Source organism: Serpentinicella sp. ANB-PHB4 (assembly GCF_031432315.1).
Taxonomy (GTDB): Bacteria; Bacillota; Clostridia; order Peptostreptococcales; family Natronincolaceae; genus Serpentinicella.
Genome location: NZ_JAVKGO010000003.1, coordinates 157,333 through 180,578, shown reverse-complemented (window position 1 = coordinate 180,578; position 23,246 = coordinate 157,333). Strand labels below are relative to the sequence as shown.

The window sequence follows — 23,246 nt, the reverse complement described above, 5'->3', positions numbered from 1 at the left end:
TCACCTACTTACGTCAATTAAATTTATAATTCATTCTTAGTTGTCAAAGAAGTCTGAAATTGCAAAATCACCCGTTGTTCCATTTTGCACACCAACTTTTTTGCCTTTTAAGTCGTCAAGTGTTTTAATTTCAGATCCTGCTTGAACAGCTATATATTGTGTTGATTCAAAGTATGGATCAGAAAAAGTAACAGTTTCCTTTCTTTCTTCTGTAATTGTCATTGCGGAAATAATTATATCTGCATTTCCACCAATTAAAGCTGGAATAATACCGTCCCAGTTTGTATTTACTAAATTTACTACAAATCCTTTTTCTGCTGCAATTGCTTGGATTAAATCTACATCGAAACCTTCAGGCTCTCCAGCATCATTTACATATTCAAATGGTGCATAAGCCATATCCATAGCAACATTTAAAGTGATGTCTAATGTATTTTCTCCTGGTTCTACTTGGTAATCAGTACCGTCACCAAAATATTTATTAAAGACCTTATCATAAACCCCATTTTCTTTTATTGCTGCCAATCCTTGATTAATTAACTCATGAATATCTTCATCTTCTTGTCTCATGGCAATACCAAAGTACTCTTTATCAAAGCTTTCATCCCCAAAAGCTTCTATATTTGCATCTGGATTGTTTGCTATAAACTCTAGTACAACTGGCGAGTCAGCAACAACGGCATCAACACCACCATTTGTTAACTCTGTTAATGCAGTAGGAATGTCTGGGTAACGACTTACTGGATCAGACCCTCCACAACCTACTAATAAAAATAATGTAAGTATCGCTATAATTGCAACTGAATATTTTTTAATTAATTTATTCATTTTTTTCTCTCCCCTTTTTATTAAATATTTATTATATATAATAATACATTTTTATTGGTTTGTGAATAGCTTTTTTAATATTTATAAAAAAAAACTAAATTTTATGCATATATATTGTGCTTGTTTGTGTTTTTTTATTTAATTTAAGTATAATTATAAATACTCGACTTTTCTGATAATTATTACAAAAAAGTTGATAACGCCACTTTTTTTGCTTAGAAACCCTAAGTTAGAAAAGTAGTACTTTGCTACGTTACAAAAAATTATATAGTCTACTAAATCTAATTAGTAGACTATATAACTATAATTTATGTGTGAATTTTAACTAAATAACACCTTGACAAAGCATTGTGTCTGCAACCTTTTTAAATCCAGCAATATTTGCACCTACAACTAAGTTGTCTTCCATACCGTATGCTGCAGCAGATTCACTAGCATTTTTATAAATATTAATCATAATATCCTTAAGCTTTGCATCTACTTCTTCAAACTTCCATGATAGTCTTAGACTATTTTGTGACATTTCTAATGCTGAAGTAGCAACCCCACCAGCATTTGCTGCTTTTGCAGGAGCAAATAAAATCCCTTTGTCTAAGAATATTTTTGTCGCTTCTAAAGTACATGGCATATTAGCTCCCTCTCCGATTGCTTTTACACCATTTTCTACTAATGTTTTTGCTGCTACTTCATCAATTTCATTTTGCGTTGCACATGGCAGTGCAATATCACATTTGATTTTCCAAATGCCTAAGCATCCTTCTTGATACGCTGCATCAGGGTGATATTTAACGTATTCATGTATTCTTTTTCTTTCAACTTCTTTTATCTTTTGTACAGTTTCTAATTTAATACCATCTGGATCATATACATATCCGCTTGAATCACTACAGGCAATTACCTTTGCCCCTAGCTCTTGAAGTTTTTGCATTGCATATATAGCAACATTACCAGATCCCGATACTACGACATTTTGTCCTTGTAATGACATCCCTTTTGCTTTTATCATTTCATCTACAAAATATACTAATCCGTATCCTGTAGCTTCTTTACGGGCAAGACTACCTCCATAGGTAAGTCCTTTTCCTGTTAGAACGCCTGCTTCATAAGCGCCTCTAAGTTTTTTATATTGACCAAACATAAAACCTATTTCTCTAGCTCCTACTCCTATGTCACCAGCAGGCACATCTATATCTTGACCAATGTGTCTGTATAGCTCAGACATAAAACTTTGGCAAAAACGCATTATTTCATTATCAGATTTTCCTTTAGGATCAAAGTCAGAACCACCTTTTCCACCACCAATTGGTAAGCCAGTTAATGAGTTTTTAAATATCTGCTCAAATCCTAAAAATTTAACAATACTAGCATTTACTGATGGATGGAACCTCAAGCCACCTTTATAAGGTCCGATAGCACTGTTAAACTGCATTCTAAATCCTCTGTTAACATGAACTTTTCCTTCGTCATCTACCCATGGCACCCTAAAAATAATTTGTCTTTCCGGCTCGACAATTCTTTCAAGAATTCCCGCTTCTATGTATTCTGGGTGTTTTTCCAGCACTGGTGTAAGTGTTATTAATACTTCTTTTACCGCTTGTTGAAACTCTTGCTCCTCTTGATTACGCTCAACAAAGGCCTCAAAAACCTCTTCAACATATTGTTTTACATTCATTCTTATTTCCCCCTTAATTGTCGTACAATATCAGTTTTTAAAAATTACCATTGTACATAAACTTTAAAGTTTTTATTAAAAAATCTAATTTTAAAAAGTTTCAGAATCTTCAATAAAAACTAACTATAGTTTATAATTATACAATAAATATTTAACAATTCAACTGTTTTTTGAATAATTGTTCGTAAAATTATACATTTTTTTGGCTTTTATGCTAATTATCCTTATTTTAAATGTTTTATCATCTTATTTAATGTTCGTATTTTTATGTGAGTACTTTTTATTTTAAAATCATAATGAATAGCAAATTTAGTTACTCTTTTGATATTTACATATTTTTACAAATAAAAAAATGCACTTATTCAAAAGAATAAGCGCATTTTTTATTAATTTAATTATTTATTGTCTAATTTATCCGTATAATTGTTTTTCTCTTTTGCTAAAATACCACCTAAAGCAATTAATGCAATTAAGTTTGGTGCCGCCATTAAACCATTTAATGTGTCAGCTACGTTCCAGATTAATTGTAGGCCTCCTACAGCACCTAAAAATAAAAATCCTAGGAATAACAGTCTATATGGTAAAACAACTTTCTTCCCAAAAATATATTCCCAACTTTTTTCACCGTAGAAGTTCCAAGTTAACATTGTTGTGTAGGCAAAGAATATTAAAGCAATAAGTACAACGTATCCTCCTGGTCCTGGTAATCCTTGGGTAAATGCAGCACTGGTTAACTCTGCACCATCAAGAAGCTCTCCTGCTTCGTTTACCCCACCGAAAACTCCAGTAGATAAAATAACCACTGCTGTCATGGTACAAACTAGCATTGTATCAATAAATACTTCCCATATTCCCCACATACCTTGCTTAACTGGCGTATTTTTCGCCTGGGCATGAACGATGGATGCTGCTCCTAATCCAGCCTCGTTAGAGAAAATCCCTCTTGCAACTCCATAACGTATTGATTGTGCAACTGTTGCCCCGGCAAACCCACCAACTCCTGCAGCTGGTCTAAATGCATAATAGAAAATATCTCTAAAAGCGCCTGGCACTGCACTTATATTAGCTATAATAATAACGATTGCCCCTGCAAAGTAAATTAATGTCATTAGAGGCACAACTTTTTCTGCTGTTGATGCAACTCTTTTTATACCACCTAAAGTTACAAGCCCTACTAATACTACTATGATAACACCTGTTACATTAGCAGATACGCCAAACTCACTCAGTGCAACAGCAACTGTATTGGACTGAACCATATTACCAATACCAAAAGCAGCTAATCCTGCAAATAATGCATAAAGAACTGCTAGCCATTTCCATCCTTTTCCTAAACCATTTTCAATGTACTGCATAACACCGCCAGAGTAAGAACCATCTTCATTAACATTTCTGTACTTAACTCCGAATGCAGCCTCACCAAATTTTGTTGCCATCCCAAATAATGCAGAAACCCACATCCAAAATACTGCCCCTGGACCACCTACTGCAATGGCTGTGGCAACACCGGCTATGTTTCCTACACCAATTGTTGCAGCCATAGCGGATGTAACCGCTTGGAATGAAGTGATTTCTCCATCTTCATCACCCTTCTTCTCCTTCTTAAATACTTTTCCAAAAGTATTTCTCCACGCATGCCCTAAGTGGGTAAACTGAAAAAATCCTAATCGTATGGTTAAATAAAGACCTGTACCCACAAGTAATATCATAAAGGGTGGTCCCCAAACAATACTGTTTATTTGTTCATTAAACGCTAAAAGTCTCTCTATAATGCCTTCCATAATGCTCCTCCTTTATTAGATTTGACTACTATTTTATTACACTTTTCAGAAAAATTCAAATTTTTTTTATTAATTAAAATTTTTTATAATTACTGGTTAAAATTGTTTAAAAAACAAAAAGTATACAAAATTCGCCCCAATGTTGCATTTTTAGACTTATATATATAGTTATGTAAAATAACGATACAAGTCAATGAACATAGATCAGGTAACATTTGTATACTTTTCACAATTTAGTTATGTATTTTTGCATTAGATATAACTTATAATACTAACCAGAAAAAACAGGTTCATTATTAGATCCATCTTTCCTTACGCGATACAAGCGCCACCCATCATAAATATTTTCATAGTATACCCAATCGCCTATAATATTAATATTCCAGCAACGATCATCACTTAACTTAGTTGGTTCTGTCCCATCAGTTCGCACCTTATACAATCGCCAATCATCTGAAGCATTTGCATAGTATATCCAACCATTATTTACATTTATATAGTATGCATTGTTTACATCAACCTTTGTATGTTCGGCGCCCTCTACTGTCATTTTGTAAATCATGTTATCACTTTCATTATGATAGTACACCCATTCATCCACAACATTAATATATCGACTTGGACTCTGATTAAGTCTAGTTCTCTCAGTTCCATCTGTCCTAATACGATAAATAGCATTATTATCCTCTTCGTTTCTATAATAAATCCAACCATTGTCTACAAAAAGAGAACCCGCCTTATCATCGGCAATTTTTGTACGATTCTCTCCATCCAAACCTATTTTGTACAGTGTAGATCCATCTGAAAAATTACGGTAATAAATCCAATCTTCATCTACAAATAGAGACCAGGCTTCATCATCCGTTAGCATTTCTCTTTCGCTACCATCGATTCTAATTTTGTATATGCTTCCATCCTCTGACCAGTTTTTATAATATACCCAGTCACCTATTACATTTATGTACTCACTTCGATCCTCCGTAAGCTGCTCCATATCTTTACCATTTAGTCGTACCCGATAAAGACTAGACCCCTCGGGCCAGTTTCTAAAATATGTCCATCTACCTTGGCTAGAAACCACTCCACTATTCGCGATATTGCCCCCTGTATTACCAACCCGATTATCTCGATTTATATAAAACCAATATCCTACACTGCTAATTAATAGAGTAATAATAAATAGTCCTATAATACGTTTTACACTTAACCCGCTTTTTTTATTCTCACTTCCATCATTTTGTAATTTTGCTTTTACAACGCCTTCATCATCACTTGATGGTGCTTCACCACACTTGTTACAAGGTTTGGTTTCATCATTTAATTCACTTTTGCATTTATCGCAGACCATGCCTTCGACCTCCACCGTATTTTGTTATGTTAGTTTAATAATTCTCTAAGCAGTAGACATAATCCTTTATAATTCTAAATTTTACGATTATTTTACTAAAAAAAACTAAGCTTTTTCAAGGCTTAGTTTTTTGTCGTCATATTTTTATTTATTATAGGGTCTAATACTTTATTTTATAAAAAAGTTATAGAGTCAATTATTTTTTGTGCTTCCGCTGCATTTTTCTCATAGTCTGATGCTTTGCTTGTAAAGTACATCCTTATAAGTACATTATCTTTCACGACTACTATATTACTTTGAGTTATTGACACATCACTTTCCTCATTTAAGTAGTGACTGGCATTATCTATAAACCCATTGGCAAGTAATAATGCCAATTGTTGTTCTTGATTCTCAGTCTCTTTTTCATTTAATCGCGTTTTAAGTTCTTCTAGCTTATTAGGGTCATTTTTCATCTCACTTATAAACGCATCCACTTCATACGCCTGGATATAATCGCTTATTTCTAAAACTTCCATATTTTCTAATAACGAGTAGTAAAGTTCCTGAATGAGGCTATCAAGAAGCTGAATGTTTAGGGTTAATTCCTTACCGCTACCTCCGTCGATTACAACATCTTCATAAGCTACAACTTCCATGGCATTTGAATGATTAGCCGTCTCATAGCTTTGGTTTATATCTGCTACTATTTGCGCTATTATTTCTTCTTCTTTTACATCGCCTAGTGATTCAACATTAAACACAAATCTAAAATCTGATTTATTTACTAACATAATTTGATTTGTACCTACTCCTGATTCATCAACCTCTATTTCCCAGTCATCAGAATAGTCAAAAGCAATGTGCTCCCCAGTATATTTGCTTGTAGTTGTAGTACAGGCACTTAGTGTAAGTGCTAGCACAGTAGTTAAAATAATTAAAAAAACTTTTCTCTTCATAACAATGCCCCCTTAAAGTTACCCATCGATAAAGACGTCTAATGTTATTAAATGTCTAAGATGAGTCATTAGTGGCTATGATATCATAATTTGCATTTAAATTAAACCAAATTATTCCAATATGTTTTCATTTATTGGTTTGGGAGATATAAATGCAAATAAGCTACTTAAAATTGGAAATATTAACATGATTAACAGTATTTCTCGATATCCACCAAACTGATCATAAAAGTATCCAAAAGGTAGGGGGCCTAATGCTGAGCCAATAACCATAGCGGTCATGGTAATACCCCGAATGCTACCTAAATTTTCTCTACCGAAATAGTTTGGCCATAGTACCCCTGTGCTTACAGAATCAAAGGCGACAAAGGTACCGTGGAGAATTGCATAAATGATTAAAATTTTACTACTAACCCCGTACAGAAGCAAAATAACTGCAATAAGTAATATGATAAAATTAAGACCCTTTACATAATGTACCTGAACCCGATCCACTATATGCCCTGCCAAAAAGGTCAGAGGCAGTTGGACCATTGCGGTAATACTTAGTACCAAAGCGGCAAAGTTACTGTCAAAGCCTTGTATCCCCAGAATAGAAATCATGTGGAAAGTAATACCCGTATTTACCATGGCAGGTACCATGGAACAAAATAGCATTAACCAAAATGCCCGGGTTCTAATTGCCTCTTTTACCGTCCATGATCTATCATAGTCCACTTCTATGGTCGTATTTATAAGGTCTTCTGTATCCTTTAATCCTTCATTCCCATCAGGTTGGATCCCGATGTCCTCCGGTTTATTTCTAACCAGTCCATAGGCCACGGGCATCATAACTGTCATTAACAACACTGTCCAAACACGCCAAGTAAAATTGACCCCTACAGCCCCAATTAGATAATTATTAATAATTGGTAGTAACGTTGACCCAGCCACGCCCCCTAAAGCCATTAAACTTAAAGCCTTTCCCCTCTTATTTATAAACCATTGGGGTACGAGGGTAGAGGGAATCAAAGTCATAGAACCCTGTCCAAAAAGCCTTAGGCATAAAAATCCAACAAAAAGCATAATTGGTTGGGTTACAAAACTCATCCATAAACAGGCTAGTGCTAATAAAAAAGCAACTAGACTCATCATTTTTCTGTGACCTAATTTATCTATTTTTCTCCCTATAATTGGGATCATTAGTCCCGCTGTCAAAGTGGCAAAGGAATAGTAACTAGAAACCAAGGTTCTGCTCCAGCCTAGGTTTTCAACGTAATAATTTATAAAAATTGAAACAGAGTAGGTTTGTCCCGGACCAGAGAAAAACACCCCTAAGGCTGCTATGGCAACAATAACCCAGCCATAATAAATAGATGAGTTATTGCCATCGTCATTTTGTCTTTTAAAATAGTCTATCATTTTGTCACTCCTGTACAAGTTCAGTCAAAAGGCAAGATCACATTAAAATTTAATGTGATCTTGCCTTTATTATTATACTATAACAACTAATTTATAGTTAGGCTTATTATACGATTTTAAGTCATGCTTCTTTTAATGTACTTATTGATAGTGCATAAATTAGCAACTGTCAATGTTGTTTGAGAATGAATTCTCCTCTACTAATGTTGCCAAAGGGAATTTTTAAGTGTTGCAACAGCACCCCTCTTAACCTATTGAAATGACTGGTCTTAAAATGCGATTTGCGAGGGTCTTCCTTTTTTATTATATTTTACTTCTTTAAATCTGTCAAAAGTCCTTCTTTTCGTTGAAAAATGCTTATCGTGCATCTCCCGGGGTTTTTGCTACCACTGAGATGCTCGCAAATTAATTTTTTAACAAAGTATTTTCCGGAGAATGAATTCTCCTCTACATTTTTGTTATGTTAGAACAATAAAGTCAAAACCGGGATTCTTCCCTACGTTCAGAATGACAAGCGTTTAAATTCCAGATTCTTCGCTTGACTCAGATTGACAGGCGTTTAGAATCGGGATCCTTTAACTTCATTCATATGATAGGGCATTATCTATTGTTATTGTCAGAGAATGAATTCTCCTCTACGTTTTTATTATATTAGAACAATAAAGTCAAAACCGAGATTCTCCCCTACGTTCAGAATGACAAGCGTTTAAATTCGAGATTCTTCGCTTGACTCAAATTGGCAGGCGTTTAGGACCGAGATACTTCACTTCGTTCAGTATGACAAGTTCAGCACAAAATTACAATAAAACACTACTTCATAAAGTAAGACATCATGGCAACCCCATCGGCGCCGGATTGATAGACTTGATGCATGTTGTTGTAATCAATCCCCCCAATTGCGATTAGAGGGATTGATGTATTTTCTTTGATGTTTTTGATAAAGTCTAGTCCTCTTGGGGCTAGTCCTTTTTTGCAGTCGGTACTGAAAACGTGGCCGGCTAAGAGGTAGCTTGCTCCTAGTTTTTCTGCTTTTTTCGCTTCTTCTAGGCTATGTACGGAGACGCCCATTTTTTGTTTTTGATTTAGCTTTGGCTTGTTTTCTACAAAGGCTTCAAAGGATAAATGTACGCCAGTGTGTAAGTCCTGTGCTACTTCTATATTCCCGTTTACGAAGAACTGAACTTTTGTGTCTTTGGTCAATTCTTTTATTTGTTTTGCTAGGGGTAAAAGGTCTTTTGTTGTCAGGTCTTTTTCCCGTAGGATTATGCCGGCTATTCCTTTTTCCATGGCTTTTTCTATTTTGTCTAGTAGGGTTCCTGTGGTGATAAGTTTTCTATTGGTTACTAGGTAAATCATTAGTCATCTTCTCTTAGAATGTTAATGTTTTTACCTTCCATGACTTTGTTCATGTTTCTCATGGAGCACATTTTCCCGCACATTGTACAGCTATCTTCATGCTCTGGATTTGATTCTTTTCTGTATCTTCTTGCTTTTTCTGGGTCTATTGCAAGGTCGAACATTCTCTCCCAGTTTAGTTCTTGTCTGGCTTTACTCATTTCGTAGTCCCACTGTTTTGCGCCTTTGATGCCTTTTGCAATGTCTGCGGCATGGGCTGCGATTTTTGATGCGATTATTCCTTCTTTCATATCATCAAGGTTTGGCAGTCTTAAATGCTCTGCTGGGGTTACGTAGCAAAGGAAGTCGGCTCCGTGACTTGCGGCAATGGCACCACCGATGGCACTGGTTATATGGTCATAGCCCGGTGCTACGTCTGTAACTAGGGGTCCAAGTACATAAAATGGTGCACCATGGCAAAGTTTTTTCTCGATAACCATATTTGCGGCGATTTCGTTAATTGGCATATGCCCTGGTCCTTCGATCATAACTTGTACGTTTCGTTCCCAAGCTCTTTTTGTTAGCTCTCCAAGGATCATAAGCTCTTTAATTTGACTTGCATCCGTAGCATCGTTGATACTTCCTGGTCTACAAGCATCTCCTAAACTTAGAGTTAGGTCATATTTTTCACAGATCTCTAGTACTTCATCATAGTACTCAAAGAATGGGTTTTCTTTGTTGTTTAGTTCCATCCAAGCGTATAGCAGGGAACCACCTCTTGAAACGATATTTGTTAGTCTTTTATTTCTTTTAAATACCTCTGCTGTTTCTCTATTAATCCCTGCATGGATTGTAATAAAGTCTACCCCATCTTTTGCATGTTTTTCAACAACGTCAATAAATTCTTTCGCGGTTATGTCTTGTAATTCTTTGTCATAGAAGCCTACTGCATCGTAAATTGGTACGGTTCCAATCATAGCTGGGGACATATCAATTAGTTTTTGTCTAAATTCTTCTGTTTTTCCAAAGGAGCTTAAGTCCATTATGGCTTCTGCTTTCATATCTAGGGCTGTTCTTACTTTTTCAAATTCAGGTTCAAAGCTAGGACAGTCTTTTGAAATACCTAAGTTAACATTGATTTTTGTTTTTAGTCCTTCTCCGATTCCTTCTGGGTCTAAGGACTTGTGGTTTTTATTTGCTGGTATGACGATTTGACCAGCTGCTACTTTTTCTCTTAAAAAGTTTACGTCCATTTGTTCTTTCTTTGCAACAATTTCCATTTGTACTGTTACGATGCCTTTTCTTGCTGCATCCATTTGTGTTGTATAGTTCATATATACCATCTCCCTTTAATAAAGTTTTAAATTCATAATTTGTTGCATATTGTTATTTAGTTAAGTGATGCACCCCAATAACGACTGTTTCAATATGACGTACAAATCAAAAACGAGATACTTCACTTCGTTCAGTATGACAAGGCACAATCTATTGTTAATGTCGGAGAATGAATTCTCCTCTACTTTATTTTGGAACAATAAAGTCAAAGCCGAGATTCTTCCCTACGTTCAGAATGACAAGCGTTTAAATTCCTGCTTCTTCCCTTGGCTCAGTATGACAGGTCCTTAGAACCAAGATACTTCACTTCGTTCAGTATGACATACATAAAAAAACATAAACCTTTTAGGGCGTTCTCATCTAAAATTTTATTCCTTGTATCAGAGATTTTAACTACTCAACATCTGAAGTTTTTTCTAATTTGTTTTATTTTTTCTTTTGGTTCTTTTTCGCTTAATATTTCTGATATCATAGCAAAGCATTTTCCCCCATGGGCTTTTACTTGACTAATGTTTGCTTCTTTTATTCCTCCTATTGCTACATAAGGAATATCAATATTTTCTGAAACCCATTTTAGATAATCTAGTCCTTGGGAAGGTTCAACCCCTTGCTTTGTTTTTGTCTCAAAAACTGGTCCGGCACCTATGTAGTCTGCACCCTCTTCTACTGCTTTTTTTGCTTGATTTGGATTATGGGTAGACAAACCAATGGTCATATTACCAACAATTTTTCTTACCTCTTTTATAGGCATATCTTCTTGTCCAATATGTATGCCATCGGCTTTTACTGCTAGGGCAATATCTGCATCGTCGTTTACAATAAAGGCGACACCTGCTTCTGTTGTAAGTTTACGAATTTGCAGACATTCTTGGTACTTTTCCCCCTTTTCCTTTTTCTTCTCACGATATTGGATTACTTTGATGCCTGCTTCTATTAGTATTTTAGTCATTTCTACGTTGCTTCGTCCTAAGGAGAAGTCCTCTCCTAGTATGCAGTAGATATCTGTATCAATGAGGTTTGGTTTAAGTTTTATATAAAATTCTTTTTCTAGGTTATAGGCTTTATAGCGGAGGTTTTCGTAAAGTTTTGATGCGTTGTAATGCCCTACAATTTTTAAACCTTCCTCTATAGATCTTAGTCCTTCCTGTATTCGTTTAAAATTGGCCTGTACTAGGTTGTTTAGGTTTTCTTTTTTGTCTAATTCATTACTAACTGAGATGTCGTAGCCTATATCATTGATTGCGTCTCGGTGGGCTATTAGGCTTTCATTCTCAAAGCCTTTACGAATCATGTGTCTTAGGTTTCTTAGGGCTTCTGTAAGGTTTTTGTTGTTTAGTACGAATCGGGATATGTCTTCTAGTACTCTTACGCCTTCTGAAACTCTATTGATATTTGCGTCGATTATTCGAAGGGTATTCATTGTTCACCTCCTGGGGGAATAGTTGGTTAACCAGTTGGTCAGTTGGTTAGTTGGTTTGTTGGTTGGTTAAAAGCATTAAACATAAAATCAGATTCTTCACTGCGTTCAGGTGTCGGAGAATGAATTCTCCTCTTCTTACATTTAGAGGTATAGATTCAAATGTAAGATCAAAACCAACCCTTTACTTCATTCTCAATGACATGGAATGCGGAGAATGAATTCTCCTCTACTTACTTTATAGATATAGATCCAAATGCTTAAGATCGAAACGTAACCCTTTACTTTATTCGCAATGACATGGAATGCGGAGAATGAATTCTCCTCTACTAACTTTACAGATATAGATCCAAATGCTTAAGATTGAAACCAAACCCTTTACTTCATTCGTAATGACAGGCAATGTCGGAGAATGAATTCTCCTCTAGTTGGTCAGTTGGTTAGTTGGTTAGTTGGTTAGTTAAAAGCTTTAAATATAAAACCATGACAACTACAAATGTGTTAAATAGCCATCCAGTCTTTGAATATTGGTTGATAGCCTTTTGATAAAATCATTTCTTTCATTTCTTGTACGGTTCTTTCATCGCTGATGTCAAATTGACTTGGGGTCTTTTCCTCTGAGCTATGTCCTCCTACTTCTGTTGAGACTCCGGCGGACATTTTTGTTACGCCTAGGGGCACTAGGTTGTCTCTAAAGCTTTTTTGTTCCCGGGTTGATATGGTTATGCCTGCTCTTGGTAAGAAAATACGGGAAGCGAGCATAATTTGTACAAGGTTTTTGTCATTGACTAACTCTTTATAATTTTTATGGCCAACATGGGGGCGCATTCTTGGCAGGGATATACTCAGCTCTACTTCTGGGTACTTATCTTGCAAGTACTGACCATGAAGTCCTGTCATGAAGGCTTCCTCTCGCCAGTTATTTATTCCTAAAAGGGCACCGATGTTTACCCCTCTTATTTGGGCTTTACAGGCTCTTTCCGGTGCATCGAGTCTGTACTTGTAATCCTTTTTAGGACCGGATATATGCACTTTATCGTAAATTTCTTCGTCGTAAACTTCTTGATAAATCGTCAAGCTATCGACCCCAGCATCAATTAACGCTTTATATTCATTTTCTTCTAAGGGGTATATTTCTATGGCGATGCCCTGGAAGTATTTTTTTAATATTTTAACGGAATCTTTAATGTAGGAGACCGGTGTTTCTTCCCTTGATTCTCCTGTTAAAATTAAAATATGTTTTAGTCCTGTGGCTGCAATTTGTTTTGCTTCTTTTTCTATTTCTTCGGCTGTTAGTTTTTTACGAGGGATGTTGTTTTCTTTATTAAAACCACAGTAGGCACAGACATTTACACAATGGTTAGATAAATACATCGGTGTATAGAGTAAAATGGTTTTTCCAAAATGCTGTAGGGATAATTCTCTTGATTTTTGTGCCATTTCTTCTAAACAATTTTCCCCCACCGGTGACAATAGGGTTAAGTAGTCGTAATAGTCAACTTTACGCTTATTCAATGCTTTAAGGACATCATTCTTTGATACCTTGCTAAAATAATCATCAAAGTTTATCTGTGATACATTTTTCTTAAAATCGAGAAAGCTCATTATAACCCACCTTCTGATAAGAAGCCTGTTAATGGGGATGATGCTTTTGCAATTTGTCCTACTGGACCGGTTTTCGCAAGATAGGCCATTCTTCCGGCTTTTACTGCTAGGTCAAAGGCTTCTGCCATTTGAATTGGATCTGTTGCTGTGGCGATTGCTGTATTTACAAGGACTGCTGCTGCGCCCATTTCCATGGCTTCTGCCGCCTCTGAAGGTTTTCCGATGCCGGCGTCTACAATAATTGGGGCATCAAGTTCATCAATCATGATTTGAACGATCTCTTTTGTTCTAATCCCTCTATTTGTACCAATGGGTGATCCCAAAGGCATGACCGCTGCTGCTCCAGCTTCAATCATTTGTTTTCCTGCCATAAGGTCTGGGCTCATGTAAGGCAATATATTAAAACCTTCTTTTGCTAATATTTCTGTGGCTTTTATGGTTTCTATATTATCTGGTAACAAGTATTTGTTATCACTAATTACCTCAATCTTAATCCAGTTTCCACAACCCATGGCTTTGGCTAACCGGGCAATCCTTACTGCTTCCTCTGCATTTCTTGCCCCGGAGGTGTTAGGTAGTAAAATACAATTTTTAGGTATGTACTCTACGATGTTATCTTCCTTTGAATCTAGATCCACTCTTCTCAGTGCCATTGTAACCACCTGTGTACCGCAATGCTTAATGGCGTCATACATTATTTTGTGGTTAGGATACTTCCCTGTTCCTACTAATAACCGGCTTTTTAACGCTTCACCACCTATTTTAAATTCATCCATCTTTTCCACTCCTTTCTAAATTTCTTTTTCATCTAATAAAATTCTAAGTACCATATTTGCCTGATGGTTTGCAGCTACTCCTACCCTAGGTGCCATCAATCCACTTCCAGGTTTGGCTTCGGATACATCATCTCCTACTAAATAAAAGTTTTCTTTTACTTTTTTTGTTTCAATTTGATTGCTTGAAGCGTATCCTGCTAATCCTGATGCGGCTACGACGGGCTTTCCTTTTAGCTGTGTTAAGGTTGTGGTTACTAAATCGGCTTTGCAATTTGGGTTATCGAAGGCTTCTACAACTACATCCACATTTTCAAAAGTAGGTTTAATATTGGATGTTTCTAAAAATAAGTTCTTCGTTTCTACTTCTACAAAGGGGTTAATTTCATGGATTAAAGCTTTCAGTGCATCGGTTTTGTACATGCCAATGTGTTTGATCAAGTACTGCTGTCTATTTAAGTTGCTTGGCTCTACAACGTCAAAATCAACTAAAAGCAGCTTTCCTATCCCTATTCTTGCTAGGGATATGGCAATGTTTGAGCCTAGTCCCCCAAGACCTGCAATCCCAACGGTAGCATTTTTTATTTTTTGATGTACCCCGGGTGTGTGTCTTGAAACGAGTAAAGCTTCCATGTCTTCCTCTGAGGGCATTTCTCCTCTTTTTATAAAAGAAACACAGTCACCTTCTTTAATGGATTGATCTTCTTTAATAATAAATCCATTGTATATAACAATGTCAGCCTCTTTTTTCACTTTATTTTTTAGCTCAAATACAGTTAAGTTGTTTGAAACTGCAATCTCTCTTTCGTTAATTTTTATCCTCATATCAACCACCTCCTACAAACTTAACGATTTCTACCTTGTCACCTTCATTTATGGTAGTTGTATTATATTTTTCAGCTGGTACAATATCTAGATTTAATTCTACAACAACGGTTTGGTTAGGCAGTTCTAATCTTTTTAATACTTCTGTTACTGTTATGCCTAATTCAAAATCCATCTTTTTGCCATTAATAATCATATTGACACCCCCTTGTAACAAAAATAAAAAATGCAAATCCCTAGGATTTGCATATGTTTTACAAAAAAAATTGCTTGTTCTATAGAACAAGCGCGTAGTATTTTTGTATTATGCGCTTCCCTACGGTAGTTTTAACTACTTCAGGTTCGAAGGGTTAGGATATTTAAATCCCTCTCAGCCAAAGGCACCCCTAGCTTGCTTATTTAATTTACAAAATATTAAGTTAATTATATGGTAAAGCGAAATATTTGTAAAGTTATTTCGTAAATTGTCTAATTAATTTATATTTATCTTTTTGATTATTACACTAAAGTAATTACTCAATTTCTTTAATAAAATCCTCTATTATTTCCTGCACCATTGATCATATAGTCAAATACGGTTTCTTTTAACTCACTTCTATTCACAGTTTTTAAATCGTTACTCCAATTAACTGAGACCATTTCTTTTTGAATCTGTTGCAGTTGATTAGAGACCTCTTTTGCTTCCTTTGATAATTTTTCTAATAAATCATAGTAGTTCAAAGCCATCACAAACGCCCCCTGTTCTATTTTTTTAAATAAATACCCCCTGTATTTTTTCTTTAAACAATTTTCGTTTTGCATTAAACGACACGCTTTTACAACGTCATACGGACTTATTGAATAACGATATACCTTCCTATATGTACATCTATCAACAAAAGACATCCTGTACAATGTTGTTACACTCATGCTAAGGATGTCCTTTATTTAACCTATGCTATTTTATTTTTGTATATGTCATTATAATCCTAGTATTTCTTCTACTTGTTGTTTCATTTCACCTTTTTTACATTGTTTTTTATGTAGTATTGGTCTTTTATCTAAATCTTTTATAGGTTTAGGTATAGAAACCTTCGATACTTTTTCCATCTCTTCCATTAAACTAAATTCGTTTTGTTCACTGTATTTAGGATCAATGGACTTCATTACATCTGACGTAAATTTGTATGGACTTGCTGTTGAAACTACTACTGTCTTTTTATCGTCGCCACTATTTTGTTTGTACTTGTTATGAACAGCATAAGCAACAGCTGTATGGGTATCCATTACGTATCCTGTTTCTTCAAAAACTTCTTTTATAGCGATTTCTGTTTCTTTTTCTGTAGCATATCCACCAACAAAGCCTCGTAAATTCTTTTTCATATCTTCATTAATGGTATAAGTCCCTTTTGTTGTTAAGCTCTCCATTAGCGTTTTTACTGTATCTACATTTTCGTTGCTTAATGCATATAACAGCCTCTCTAAGTTACTAGATATCAGTATATCCATAGATGGAGATGTAGTTAAAATAAACGCTCTATCTTTGTCGTATGTTCCAGTGCTTAGAAAATCAAATAGCACTTTATTTTCATTTGATGCGCAAATTAATTGGTCAATTGGTAATCCTAGTTCTTTTGCATAATAACCTGCTAGTATATTTCCAAAGTTACCTGTGGGTACAACAAAGTTGATTTTTTCCCCTAGCTCTATTTCTTTGTTTTTACACATTTGTAAATAAACATAGAAATAATACACTACTTGTGGAACTAGACGCCCTATATTAATAGAGTTTGCTGATGAAAACATATGGTTATTATTTGCTAATTCTTTTTTGAATGCTTCATCCGTAAATATATTTTTAACGCCACTTTGGGCATCATCAAAGTTACCATCAATACCTATTACATATGTATTATTACCAGTTTGGGTAATCATTTGCTTTCTTTGTACTTCACTAACCCCATTTTGCGGGAAAAATACAATTATTTTTATACCATCAACATCTGCAAACCCTTCTAGAGCTGCTTTACCCGTATCTCCTGAAGTTGCTGCAAGAATAACGATTTCTTTATCAATATTTAATTTTTTCGCTGCTGTTTTTAGTAAGTAAGGTAAAATAGATAGTGCCATATCTTTAAAAGCTAAAGTTGGACCATGGAACAATTCAAGGAAATATTTATTTCCTTTTTTGTTAACCGGCGCAATAACTGGTGTATCAAATTTTTCATCATAGGCACTATTAATACATTGTTTCAACTCTTCTTCTTTAAAGTCCGTTAAAAATAAACTTAAAATTTCATAAGCCAATTGTTTATAATCTAAATCCATTAACCCCTGTAGATCTTTTGTAAGTTTTGGCATTTTATCTGGTACAAAAAGTCCTCCACCCTGGGCGATTCCTTTTACGATCGCTTCGGCAGACGAAACAAGTTGCCCCTCATCTCTTGTGCTTCTGTAGCTGATTTGACTCATGTGTTAGCCCCCTCAATCAATTCAATTGTTGTCTTTTAAAAAATAGTCCATTAGTTTATACCCTTGATCGAAAAACACCCCTGTTGCCTCTGCGCTAAATTCGTCATATACATGGTCTGCGTCATAAGTTTTTTCACTGTTTTCATAAATAACAAAGGGTACTGGATCAGAAGTATGTGTTCTTAATGCTAAAGGTGTTGGATGATCAGGAAGAATAAGTATTTTATAATCTTCACCCATTTTTTCTAGTCCATCTTTGATTACCTTTACCACATTTTGATCTATCAACTCTATAGATTTTACCTTATTTTCTATTTCTTGTCTATGTCCACATTCATCTGGTGCTTCTAAATGTACATAAACAAAGTCTTTTCCTTTTGCTAATTCATCGAGGGCTGCTTGTGCCTTACCAATAAAGTTCGTATGTATATTTCCTGTAGCACCTTCAACGTCAATAGAATCTAGGCCTGCACACAAACCAATACCTTTTACTAAATCAACTGCAGAAATTACGGAACCGGTTAATCCGTGTTTCTCATCAAAAGGTGTTAGTAATGGTTTTTTTCCTTCACCCCAAATCCATATTGAGTTAGCTGGATTTAAACCACGTTTTACTCGATCTTGGTTAATTGGATGCTTTGATAAAAATTCACTACTTTTTATCATCATTTCTGTGAAAATTTCCGACTTTGTTCCCTTCGGTAAATATTCGCCAACACTTTTTCCAATAATATCATGGGGTGGCGTCAGATCCCATTCGTAAGGTCCGTTATCCCATAGCACTAAGTGTCTGTAGCTAATACCAGGATAAAATTTTATTCCTTCTGACTCTAAATGTTCAGAAACAGCTAGAATTAAAACCTTCGCTTCCTCAGTCGTAATTTCATCGGCACTATGGTCGATTACTTTTTTATCTTTATACTCTACCTCTTCTGACAAAGTGACTAAATTACATCTAAAAGTTACATCTGTATCTTTAAGTTCTACACCCATACTTGCAGCTTCAAAGGGCGAGCGTCCACTATAATATGTTTTTGGATCGTAACCTATAACGGATAGATTTGCAGTGTCACTGCCTGGTGGCATGCCTTCTGGAACAGTTTGCACCAGACCAAGCTCTCCATAGTTTGCCATATAATCAATAGTTGGAATGTTTGCACTCTGTAATGGCGTTTTATTCCCTAGTGCCTCTACTTTAAAGTCTGCCATTCCATCCCCTAGTACAACAACATATTTCAAAATAACCCTCTCCTTTATGCATTATCTGTCTTCTAATAAAACATAGTTTCTTTTTTCTGATACATTTTTATATGCGGGTCGAATAATTTTCCCACCACTCACTAACTCTTCTAAACGATGGGCACACCATCCTGGTATTCGTGCCACTGCGAATAAAGGTGTATATAACTCCATAGGTATATTTAACATTGTATATACAAAACCTGAGTAAAAATCGACATTAGCCGTTCTAACATCTTTTATCCCTCTTACATCGGCTAATACACCGGGAGCATATTTTTCAATATTAACGTAAAGTTCTAATTCTTCTTCCATTCCCTTTTCTTTTGCTAACTCATGGGCCTTTGATTTTAATAAAACTGCCCGGGGGTCTGAGTCTGTATATACCGCATGCCCAATTCCGTATATTAAGCCTGATTGATCGTAAGCTTCTTTTCGTGCAATTTTTGCTAAATAATCTTCTAATGCCTTTTCATTACTCCAGTTTGGAACATTTTTCTTTATGTCTTCGATCATACGCATTACCCTTATGTTTGCACCACCATGTTTTGGTCCTTTAAGGGCACCTACTGCAGCTGCAACAGCTGAATAAGTATCCGTATCTGTTGATGAAACAACATGGGTAGTAAAGGCGGAGTTATTTCCACCACCATGCTCAGCATGAATAATTAAATTTAAATCTAAAATTTCTGCTTCTAATTCTGTATATTGATTTCCTGGACGAATTAAATGAAGAAAATTTTCTGCTGTGCTTAAATTTTTCTGTGGTAAGTGAATAAATAAACTTTGATTATCGTAAAAATGTGCTTTTGCTTGATACCCATAAGCCGCCATGGTAGGGAACCGAGCAACTAGCTCCACACACTGACGAAGCACATTAGCTATACCTATATCGTCAGGATTATCATCATAAGAGTAACATGTTAATACGCTTCGAGCAAGCTTATTCATAATATCTGAGCTTGGTGCTTTTAAAATCATATCTTCTGTAAACCCATTAGGTAAACATCTATATTCTGCTAGCATCTCTTCAAAGCTATTCAATTGTTCTTTAGAAGGTAATTCACCAAATAATAAAAGGTAACATACTTCTTCAAAACCAAACCTTTTTTCCTTTCGATACCCTTTTACTAGCTCACTCACTTCATATCCTCGATAGTATAATTCACCTTCTTTAGGAAGTTTTTTACCATCTTCATAGTTATATCCAGATACTTCTCCAATTTCCGTTAGTCCTATGAGTACGCCAGTTCCATCATTGTTTCTAAGTCCTCTTTTTGTGTTGTACTTACTGTGTAGTTCTGGTTTTATACAATTATTCTTCCCTGCTAATGTGGCTAAATTATCTATTTGACTTTTAAATTCATCCATTAAACCATGCCCCCTTATATTTACTAAATGTATCTATAATATTTTTGTTATTAATTTCACATTGTTAAAAAATGAAAGAGTTTAATTAATAATTTCAAATTACCCACTATTTAAATATAATTCTTTATGCAGTTTTAAATTACTTTATCGTTGTTTTAGACAATTTAGTTGATATATTCAACTTTTCTTTGAAATTTCGAAAATGAAATTTTAATTATTATAAATTTCATTTTATCAAAAATAAAGATTAATTTAAACCCTAGTTAATAGATTAATTTGAATTTTTTAATTTTTCTATTTTTTCTTACTTCTAATTTAATCTAATATTGCCTTTTATTATATTGTTTTTATTAATGACATTACTCCATACTAATAGTGACTTTATAATAAAAATAATAAATACTTCCAAAAGTTGATATTTTTTGATAAAATTTAATTAATATAACAATGAATCGACATTCGAGGTATATCTCTTAGTTAGGAGGAGAAATGTTATGTCGACAAATATTTTAAAAGCACTCTGTGATGTTAGCTATAAGAGTATAGGAATCTATACAGATCTTTACGAAACCATCGTTCATTCGACCGTTCCTTTACATACACAAAAAGAACGTACAAAATATAAATTTAATAATATTACACTTAAAAAGATTAAACTTTCAAATGGTGAAACTTTGGGGTATAGAGAATCGGGATCTGGAAAACAGACCCTTATTTTACTCCATGGTAATATGAGTTCCTCAAAAAACTGGGATCTTCTCATGGAGAATATGCCAGGGGATTACAAAGTGTTCGCAATTGACCTACGGGGTTTTGGTATTTCAACCTATCGAAAGTCCATATATTCTATTAAGGATTTATCAGAAGATATTAATTTGTTTATGGATTGCATAGGTATAGATAAGGCTGTATTAGTAGGTTGGTCTGCTGGCGGTGCAGTAGCAATGCAATTTGCCGCAGATTATAGTAAAAGAGTAGAGAAATTAATTTTACTTTCATCATCAAGTATGAAAGGATATACTTTTTGTCATAGTAATTTTTTAAGCAACACGCTATTCCCTAATTTTACAAATACACCACCCTCTGCTTATCTATCTAAACATATGATTGAAAATGATGTTCGAATGTTTTTGAATGCATGTTATTCTAGAAACAAATGGGTACTCAAACAAATAGCTGATCTGTCATTGTACAATGTTAAGAAACCGGACCCTGACAGGTATGATGCTTATATTGAAGAAATGATCAAGCAACAAAACCTCGTGGATATAAATTATGCGTTAATTCATTTTAACATTTCTAATGAACATAACGGTATTGTAAATGGTACTGGTGAAGTTGACAAAATAACAATGCCAACACTTATTATACATGGAAGAAAAGATAAGATTATATCTGAAGAAATGTCCATTGCTACACAAAGAGGAATTGGAGACAATGCAAAACTAGTTTACCTTGATAATAGCGGGCATACCCCTTTAGTTGATGAGTTAGACAATCTTATTTATTTAATTATTGGGTTTATCTAAATAGATTTAAAAAATGCGACCTTTTGGTCGCATTTTGTTATTCAAAAGCAATATTTAAGTCTAATTTTGCATCATCTGCTATAATTTCTACACAAAGTACCTTCGATGCCTTTGCTTTAACCTTGAGTCCTTCACCGTATATCAGGGTAGGTGTTGATATATCAACAGTTGTTCCTAATTCTGATAGATTTATACTAGCATTACCTGTGAGCATATTTGATAGCTCAGATATAGCGCTTTGTGCCATATCATCAAAGTTTTCTACAGGCATGCCCATCATCATTTTTGATGCAATTCCTTTGGCATTATCGAAATTCATAGAATAAATGACATTTCCTTTTACGTCACCAACCAGCCCAACTATTGCCATTACTCCATTACCTTGAAGATCGGAACTTTTTACAGTCATTGCACCCTTTGAAACTTTTGCAAACCCTAATTGGGGCAATACATTATTAAATGCTTCTATGAAAGGGTTAATTATTTTTACGTCCATTCTTCATCCCCCCGGGTAAAACCAACATTTAACACAATTTCTCCAAATTCTGTTTGTGCTTGTATTGTTTTTGATTGAATAAGTGGTGTTGATATATTTAGCTTTTCTCCATGAAAAATCGTTGGTGGTGCTACTCGCAATGCAAAGGTTTTGTTTTTCTTGTTTAGTATTGAGCAGGCATTGCCACATACTACATTTGAAAACTCCGCAACTATTTGCATTACTTTATCCTTTACATCTTTTTTATATAGTTTAATTGATAAGTTTTCAGCGGTTTCGTAATCCATATCAAGGATCATTCTGCCAGAGTACTTACCGATGATGCCACAAACAATTGATACTCCCTTTGACTGCGTTCTAAAGTCAACTTCTTGGATATCCGTAGTTGTTTTGGTCATTTTAACAATGCCATTTTCCAGTGCTTCAGTAAAACCATTCACATAGTGTTTTTGTAGTTCTTTAAATATTTCTTCTTTACCAAATACAAATTGTATTGTTTCTAATAGTTCTTCTGCATCTACTGGTTTTTGGACAAAACCCACTGCCTTTACAGCTTTTGCATCTTTTATAACGCTTTCATCTTTCATGGAACTAACCATAATAACTTTTGCATTGGGATCGTGATTCATAATCATTTCTGTACATTCAAAACCATCTTTTTCTGGCATAGCGATATCCATTGTTACAAAATCAGGATCTGTTTCCGTATATGTACGAATTAATTCTGATGGAGATTCTACTTCTCCCACAACTTCAAAACCATTTTCTTCTAAAACATCCGTTAAAATACTCCTAGAAAATGGTGAGTCATCTACGATCAGCACTTTTTTCATCACGTTTCCCCCTTTATTGTAAGTATTTACGCTTTAAATATATTGTACACGTTTCTTGTTATATAAATC

Annotated in this window: 20 protein-coding genes and 1 riboswitch; of the genes, 1 reads left to right on the top strand and 19 read right to left on the bottom strand. The window is 34.8% G+C overall.

Annotated features, from left to right (window positions below; all coding sequences use genetic code 11):
* Window positions 1–36 precede the first annotated feature (36 nt).
* The 17 genes from RH915_RS04450 to RH915_RS04370 form a co-directional block, all read right to left on the bottom strand.
* Window positions 37–828 carry a transporter substrate-binding domain-containing protein gene (locus tag RH915_RS04450; RefSeq protein ID WP_310478165.1) on the bottom strand — a complete coding sequence of 264 codons (792 nt, stop codon included), beginning with the start codon at window positions 826–828 and terminating at the stop codon, window positions 37–39.
* Window positions 829–1,153: 325 nt separating this feature from the next.
* Window positions 1,154–2,500 carry an NADP-specific glutamate dehydrogenase gene (gene gdhA / locus RH915_RS04445; RefSeq protein ID WP_310478164.1) on the bottom strand — a complete coding sequence of 449 codons (1,347 nt, stop codon included), beginning with the start codon at window positions 2,498–2,500 and terminating at the stop codon, window positions 1,154–1,156.
* A gap of 395 nt (window positions 2,501–2,895) precedes the next feature.
* The gene (locus RH915_RS04440; RefSeq protein ID WP_310478162.1) at window positions 2,896–4,281 is read right to left on the bottom strand and encodes an alanine/glycine:cation symporter family protein; all 1,386 of its coding nucleotides are present in this window, start codon (window positions 4,279–4,281) and stop codon (window positions 2,896–2,898) included.
* 271 nt (window positions 4,282–4,552) lie between these two features.
* The gene (locus RH915_RS04435; RefSeq protein WP_310478161.1) at window positions 4,553–5,629 is read right to left on the bottom strand and encodes a DUF5050 domain-containing protein; all 1,077 of its coding nucleotides are present in this window, start codon (window positions 5,627–5,629) and stop codon (window positions 4,553–4,555) included.
* Between the two features lie 173 nt (window positions 5,630–5,802).
* Window positions 5,803–6,567, bottom strand: a complete 765-nt coding sequence (locus tag RH915_RS04430) for a hypothetical protein (protein WP_310478160.1) — start codon at window positions 6,565–6,567, stop codon at window positions 5,803–5,805.
* A gap of 111 nt (window positions 6,568–6,678) precedes the next feature.
* A complete protein-coding gene (locus RH915_RS04425; RefSeq protein WP_310478158.1) occupies window positions 6,679–7,968 on the bottom strand; it encodes an MFS transporter in 1,290 nt (429 codons plus the stop codon).
* A gap of 810 nt (window positions 7,969–8,778) precedes the next feature.
* Complete coding sequence (locus tag RH915_RS04420) at window positions 8,779–9,324, bottom strand: thiamine phosphate synthase (RefSeq protein ID WP_310478156.1); 546 nt, start codon at window positions 9,322–9,324, stop codon at window positions 8,779–8,781.
* The gene (thiC, locus tag RH915_RS04415) at window positions 9,324–10,637 is read right to left on the bottom strand and encodes a phosphomethylpyrimidine synthase ThiC (protein WP_310478154.1); all 1,314 of its coding nucleotides are present in this window, start codon (window positions 10,635–10,637) and stop codon (window positions 9,324–9,326) included. The genes RH915_RS04420 and thiC overlap by 1 nt, the downstream gene beginning before the upstream one ends.
* Window positions 10,638–11,035: 398 nt before the next feature.
* Complete coding sequence (thiE, locus tag RH915_RS04410; RefSeq protein WP_310478153.1) at window positions 11,036–12,058, bottom strand: thiamine phosphate synthase; 1,023 nt, start codon at window positions 12,056–12,058, stop codon at window positions 11,036–11,038.
* 498 nt (window positions 12,059–12,556) lie between these two features.
* The gene (gene thiH / locus RH915_RS04405; RefSeq protein ID WP_310478151.1) at window positions 12,557–13,660 is read right to left on the bottom strand and encodes a 2-iminoacetate synthase ThiH; all 1,104 of its coding nucleotides are present in this window, start codon (window positions 13,658–13,660) and stop codon (window positions 12,557–12,559) included.
* Window positions 13,660–14,436, bottom strand: a complete 777-nt coding sequence (locus RH915_RS04400) for a thiazole synthase (protein WP_310478150.1) — start codon at window positions 14,434–14,436, stop codon at window positions 13,660–13,662. Before RH915_RS04400 ends, thiH begins: the two co-directional genes overlap by 1 nt.
* 15 nt (window positions 14,437–14,451) lie before the next feature.
* A complete protein-coding gene (gene thiF, locus RH915_RS04395) occupies window positions 14,452–15,258 on the bottom strand; it encodes a sulfur carrier protein ThiS adenylyltransferase ThiF (protein WP_310478148.1) in 807 nt (268 codons plus the stop codon).
* A 1-nt stretch (window position 15,259) separates the two neighbouring features.
* Window positions 15,260–15,454 (bottom strand): sulfur carrier protein ThiS, encoded by a 195-nt coding sequence (gene thiS / locus RH915_RS04390; RefSeq protein WP_310478146.1) that lies wholly within the window; start codon window positions 15,452–15,454, stop codon window positions 15,260–15,262.
* Between the two features lie 100 nt (window positions 15,455–15,554).
* Window positions 15,555–15,656: riboswitch (TPP riboswitch) on the bottom strand.
* Between the two features lie 127 nt (window positions 15,657–15,783).
* On the bottom strand, window positions 15,784–15,984 hold the full coding sequence (locus tag RH915_RS04385) for a hypothetical protein (protein ID WP_310478145.1): 201 nt from the start codon (window positions 15,982–15,984) through the stop codon (window positions 15,784–15,786).
* Window positions 15,985–16,218: 234 nt separating this feature from the next.
* Complete coding sequence (thrC, locus tag RH915_RS04380; protein ID WP_310478144.1) at window positions 16,219–17,709, bottom strand: threonine synthase; 1,491 nt, start codon at window positions 17,707–17,709, stop codon at window positions 16,219–16,221.
* Window positions 17,710–17,730: 21 nt separating this feature from the next.
* Complete coding sequence (locus tag RH915_RS04375; protein WP_310478142.1) at window positions 17,731–18,948, bottom strand: cofactor-independent phosphoglycerate mutase; 1,218 nt, start codon at window positions 18,946–18,948, stop codon at window positions 17,731–17,733.
* Window positions 18,949–18,969: 21 nt separating this feature from the next.
* Complete coding sequence (locus RH915_RS04370) at window positions 18,970–20,319, bottom strand: citrate/2-methylcitrate synthase (protein ID WP_310478141.1); 1,350 nt, start codon at window positions 20,317–20,319, stop codon at window positions 18,970–18,972.
* A 494-nt stretch (window positions 20,320–20,813) separates the two neighbouring features.
* Between RH915_RS04370 and phaZ the strand changes: the two genes are divergently transcribed.
* Complete coding sequence (phaZ, locus tag RH915_RS04365; RefSeq protein ID WP_310478140.1) at window positions 20,814–21,848, top strand: intracellular short-chain-length polyhydroxyalkanoate depolymerase; 1,035 nt, start codon at window positions 20,814–20,816, stop codon at window positions 21,846–21,848.
* A gap of 37 nt (window positions 21,849–21,885) precedes the next feature.
* On the opposite strand, the gene RH915_RS04360 is transcribed toward phaZ, so the two are convergent.
* Both RH915_RS04360 and RH915_RS04355 read right to left on the bottom strand, forming a co-directional pair.
* On the bottom strand, window positions 21,886–22,344 hold the full coding sequence (locus RH915_RS04360) for a chemotaxis protein CheX (RefSeq protein ID WP_310478139.1): 459 nt from the start codon (window positions 22,342–22,344) through the stop codon (window positions 21,886–21,888).
* A complete protein-coding gene (locus RH915_RS04355; RefSeq protein ID WP_310478137.1) occupies window positions 22,335–23,177 on the bottom strand; it encodes a response regulator in 843 nt (280 codons plus the stop codon). Before RH915_RS04355 ends, RH915_RS04360 begins: the two co-directional genes overlap by 10 nt.
* Between the last annotated feature and the right edge of the window lie 69 nt (window positions 23,178–23,246).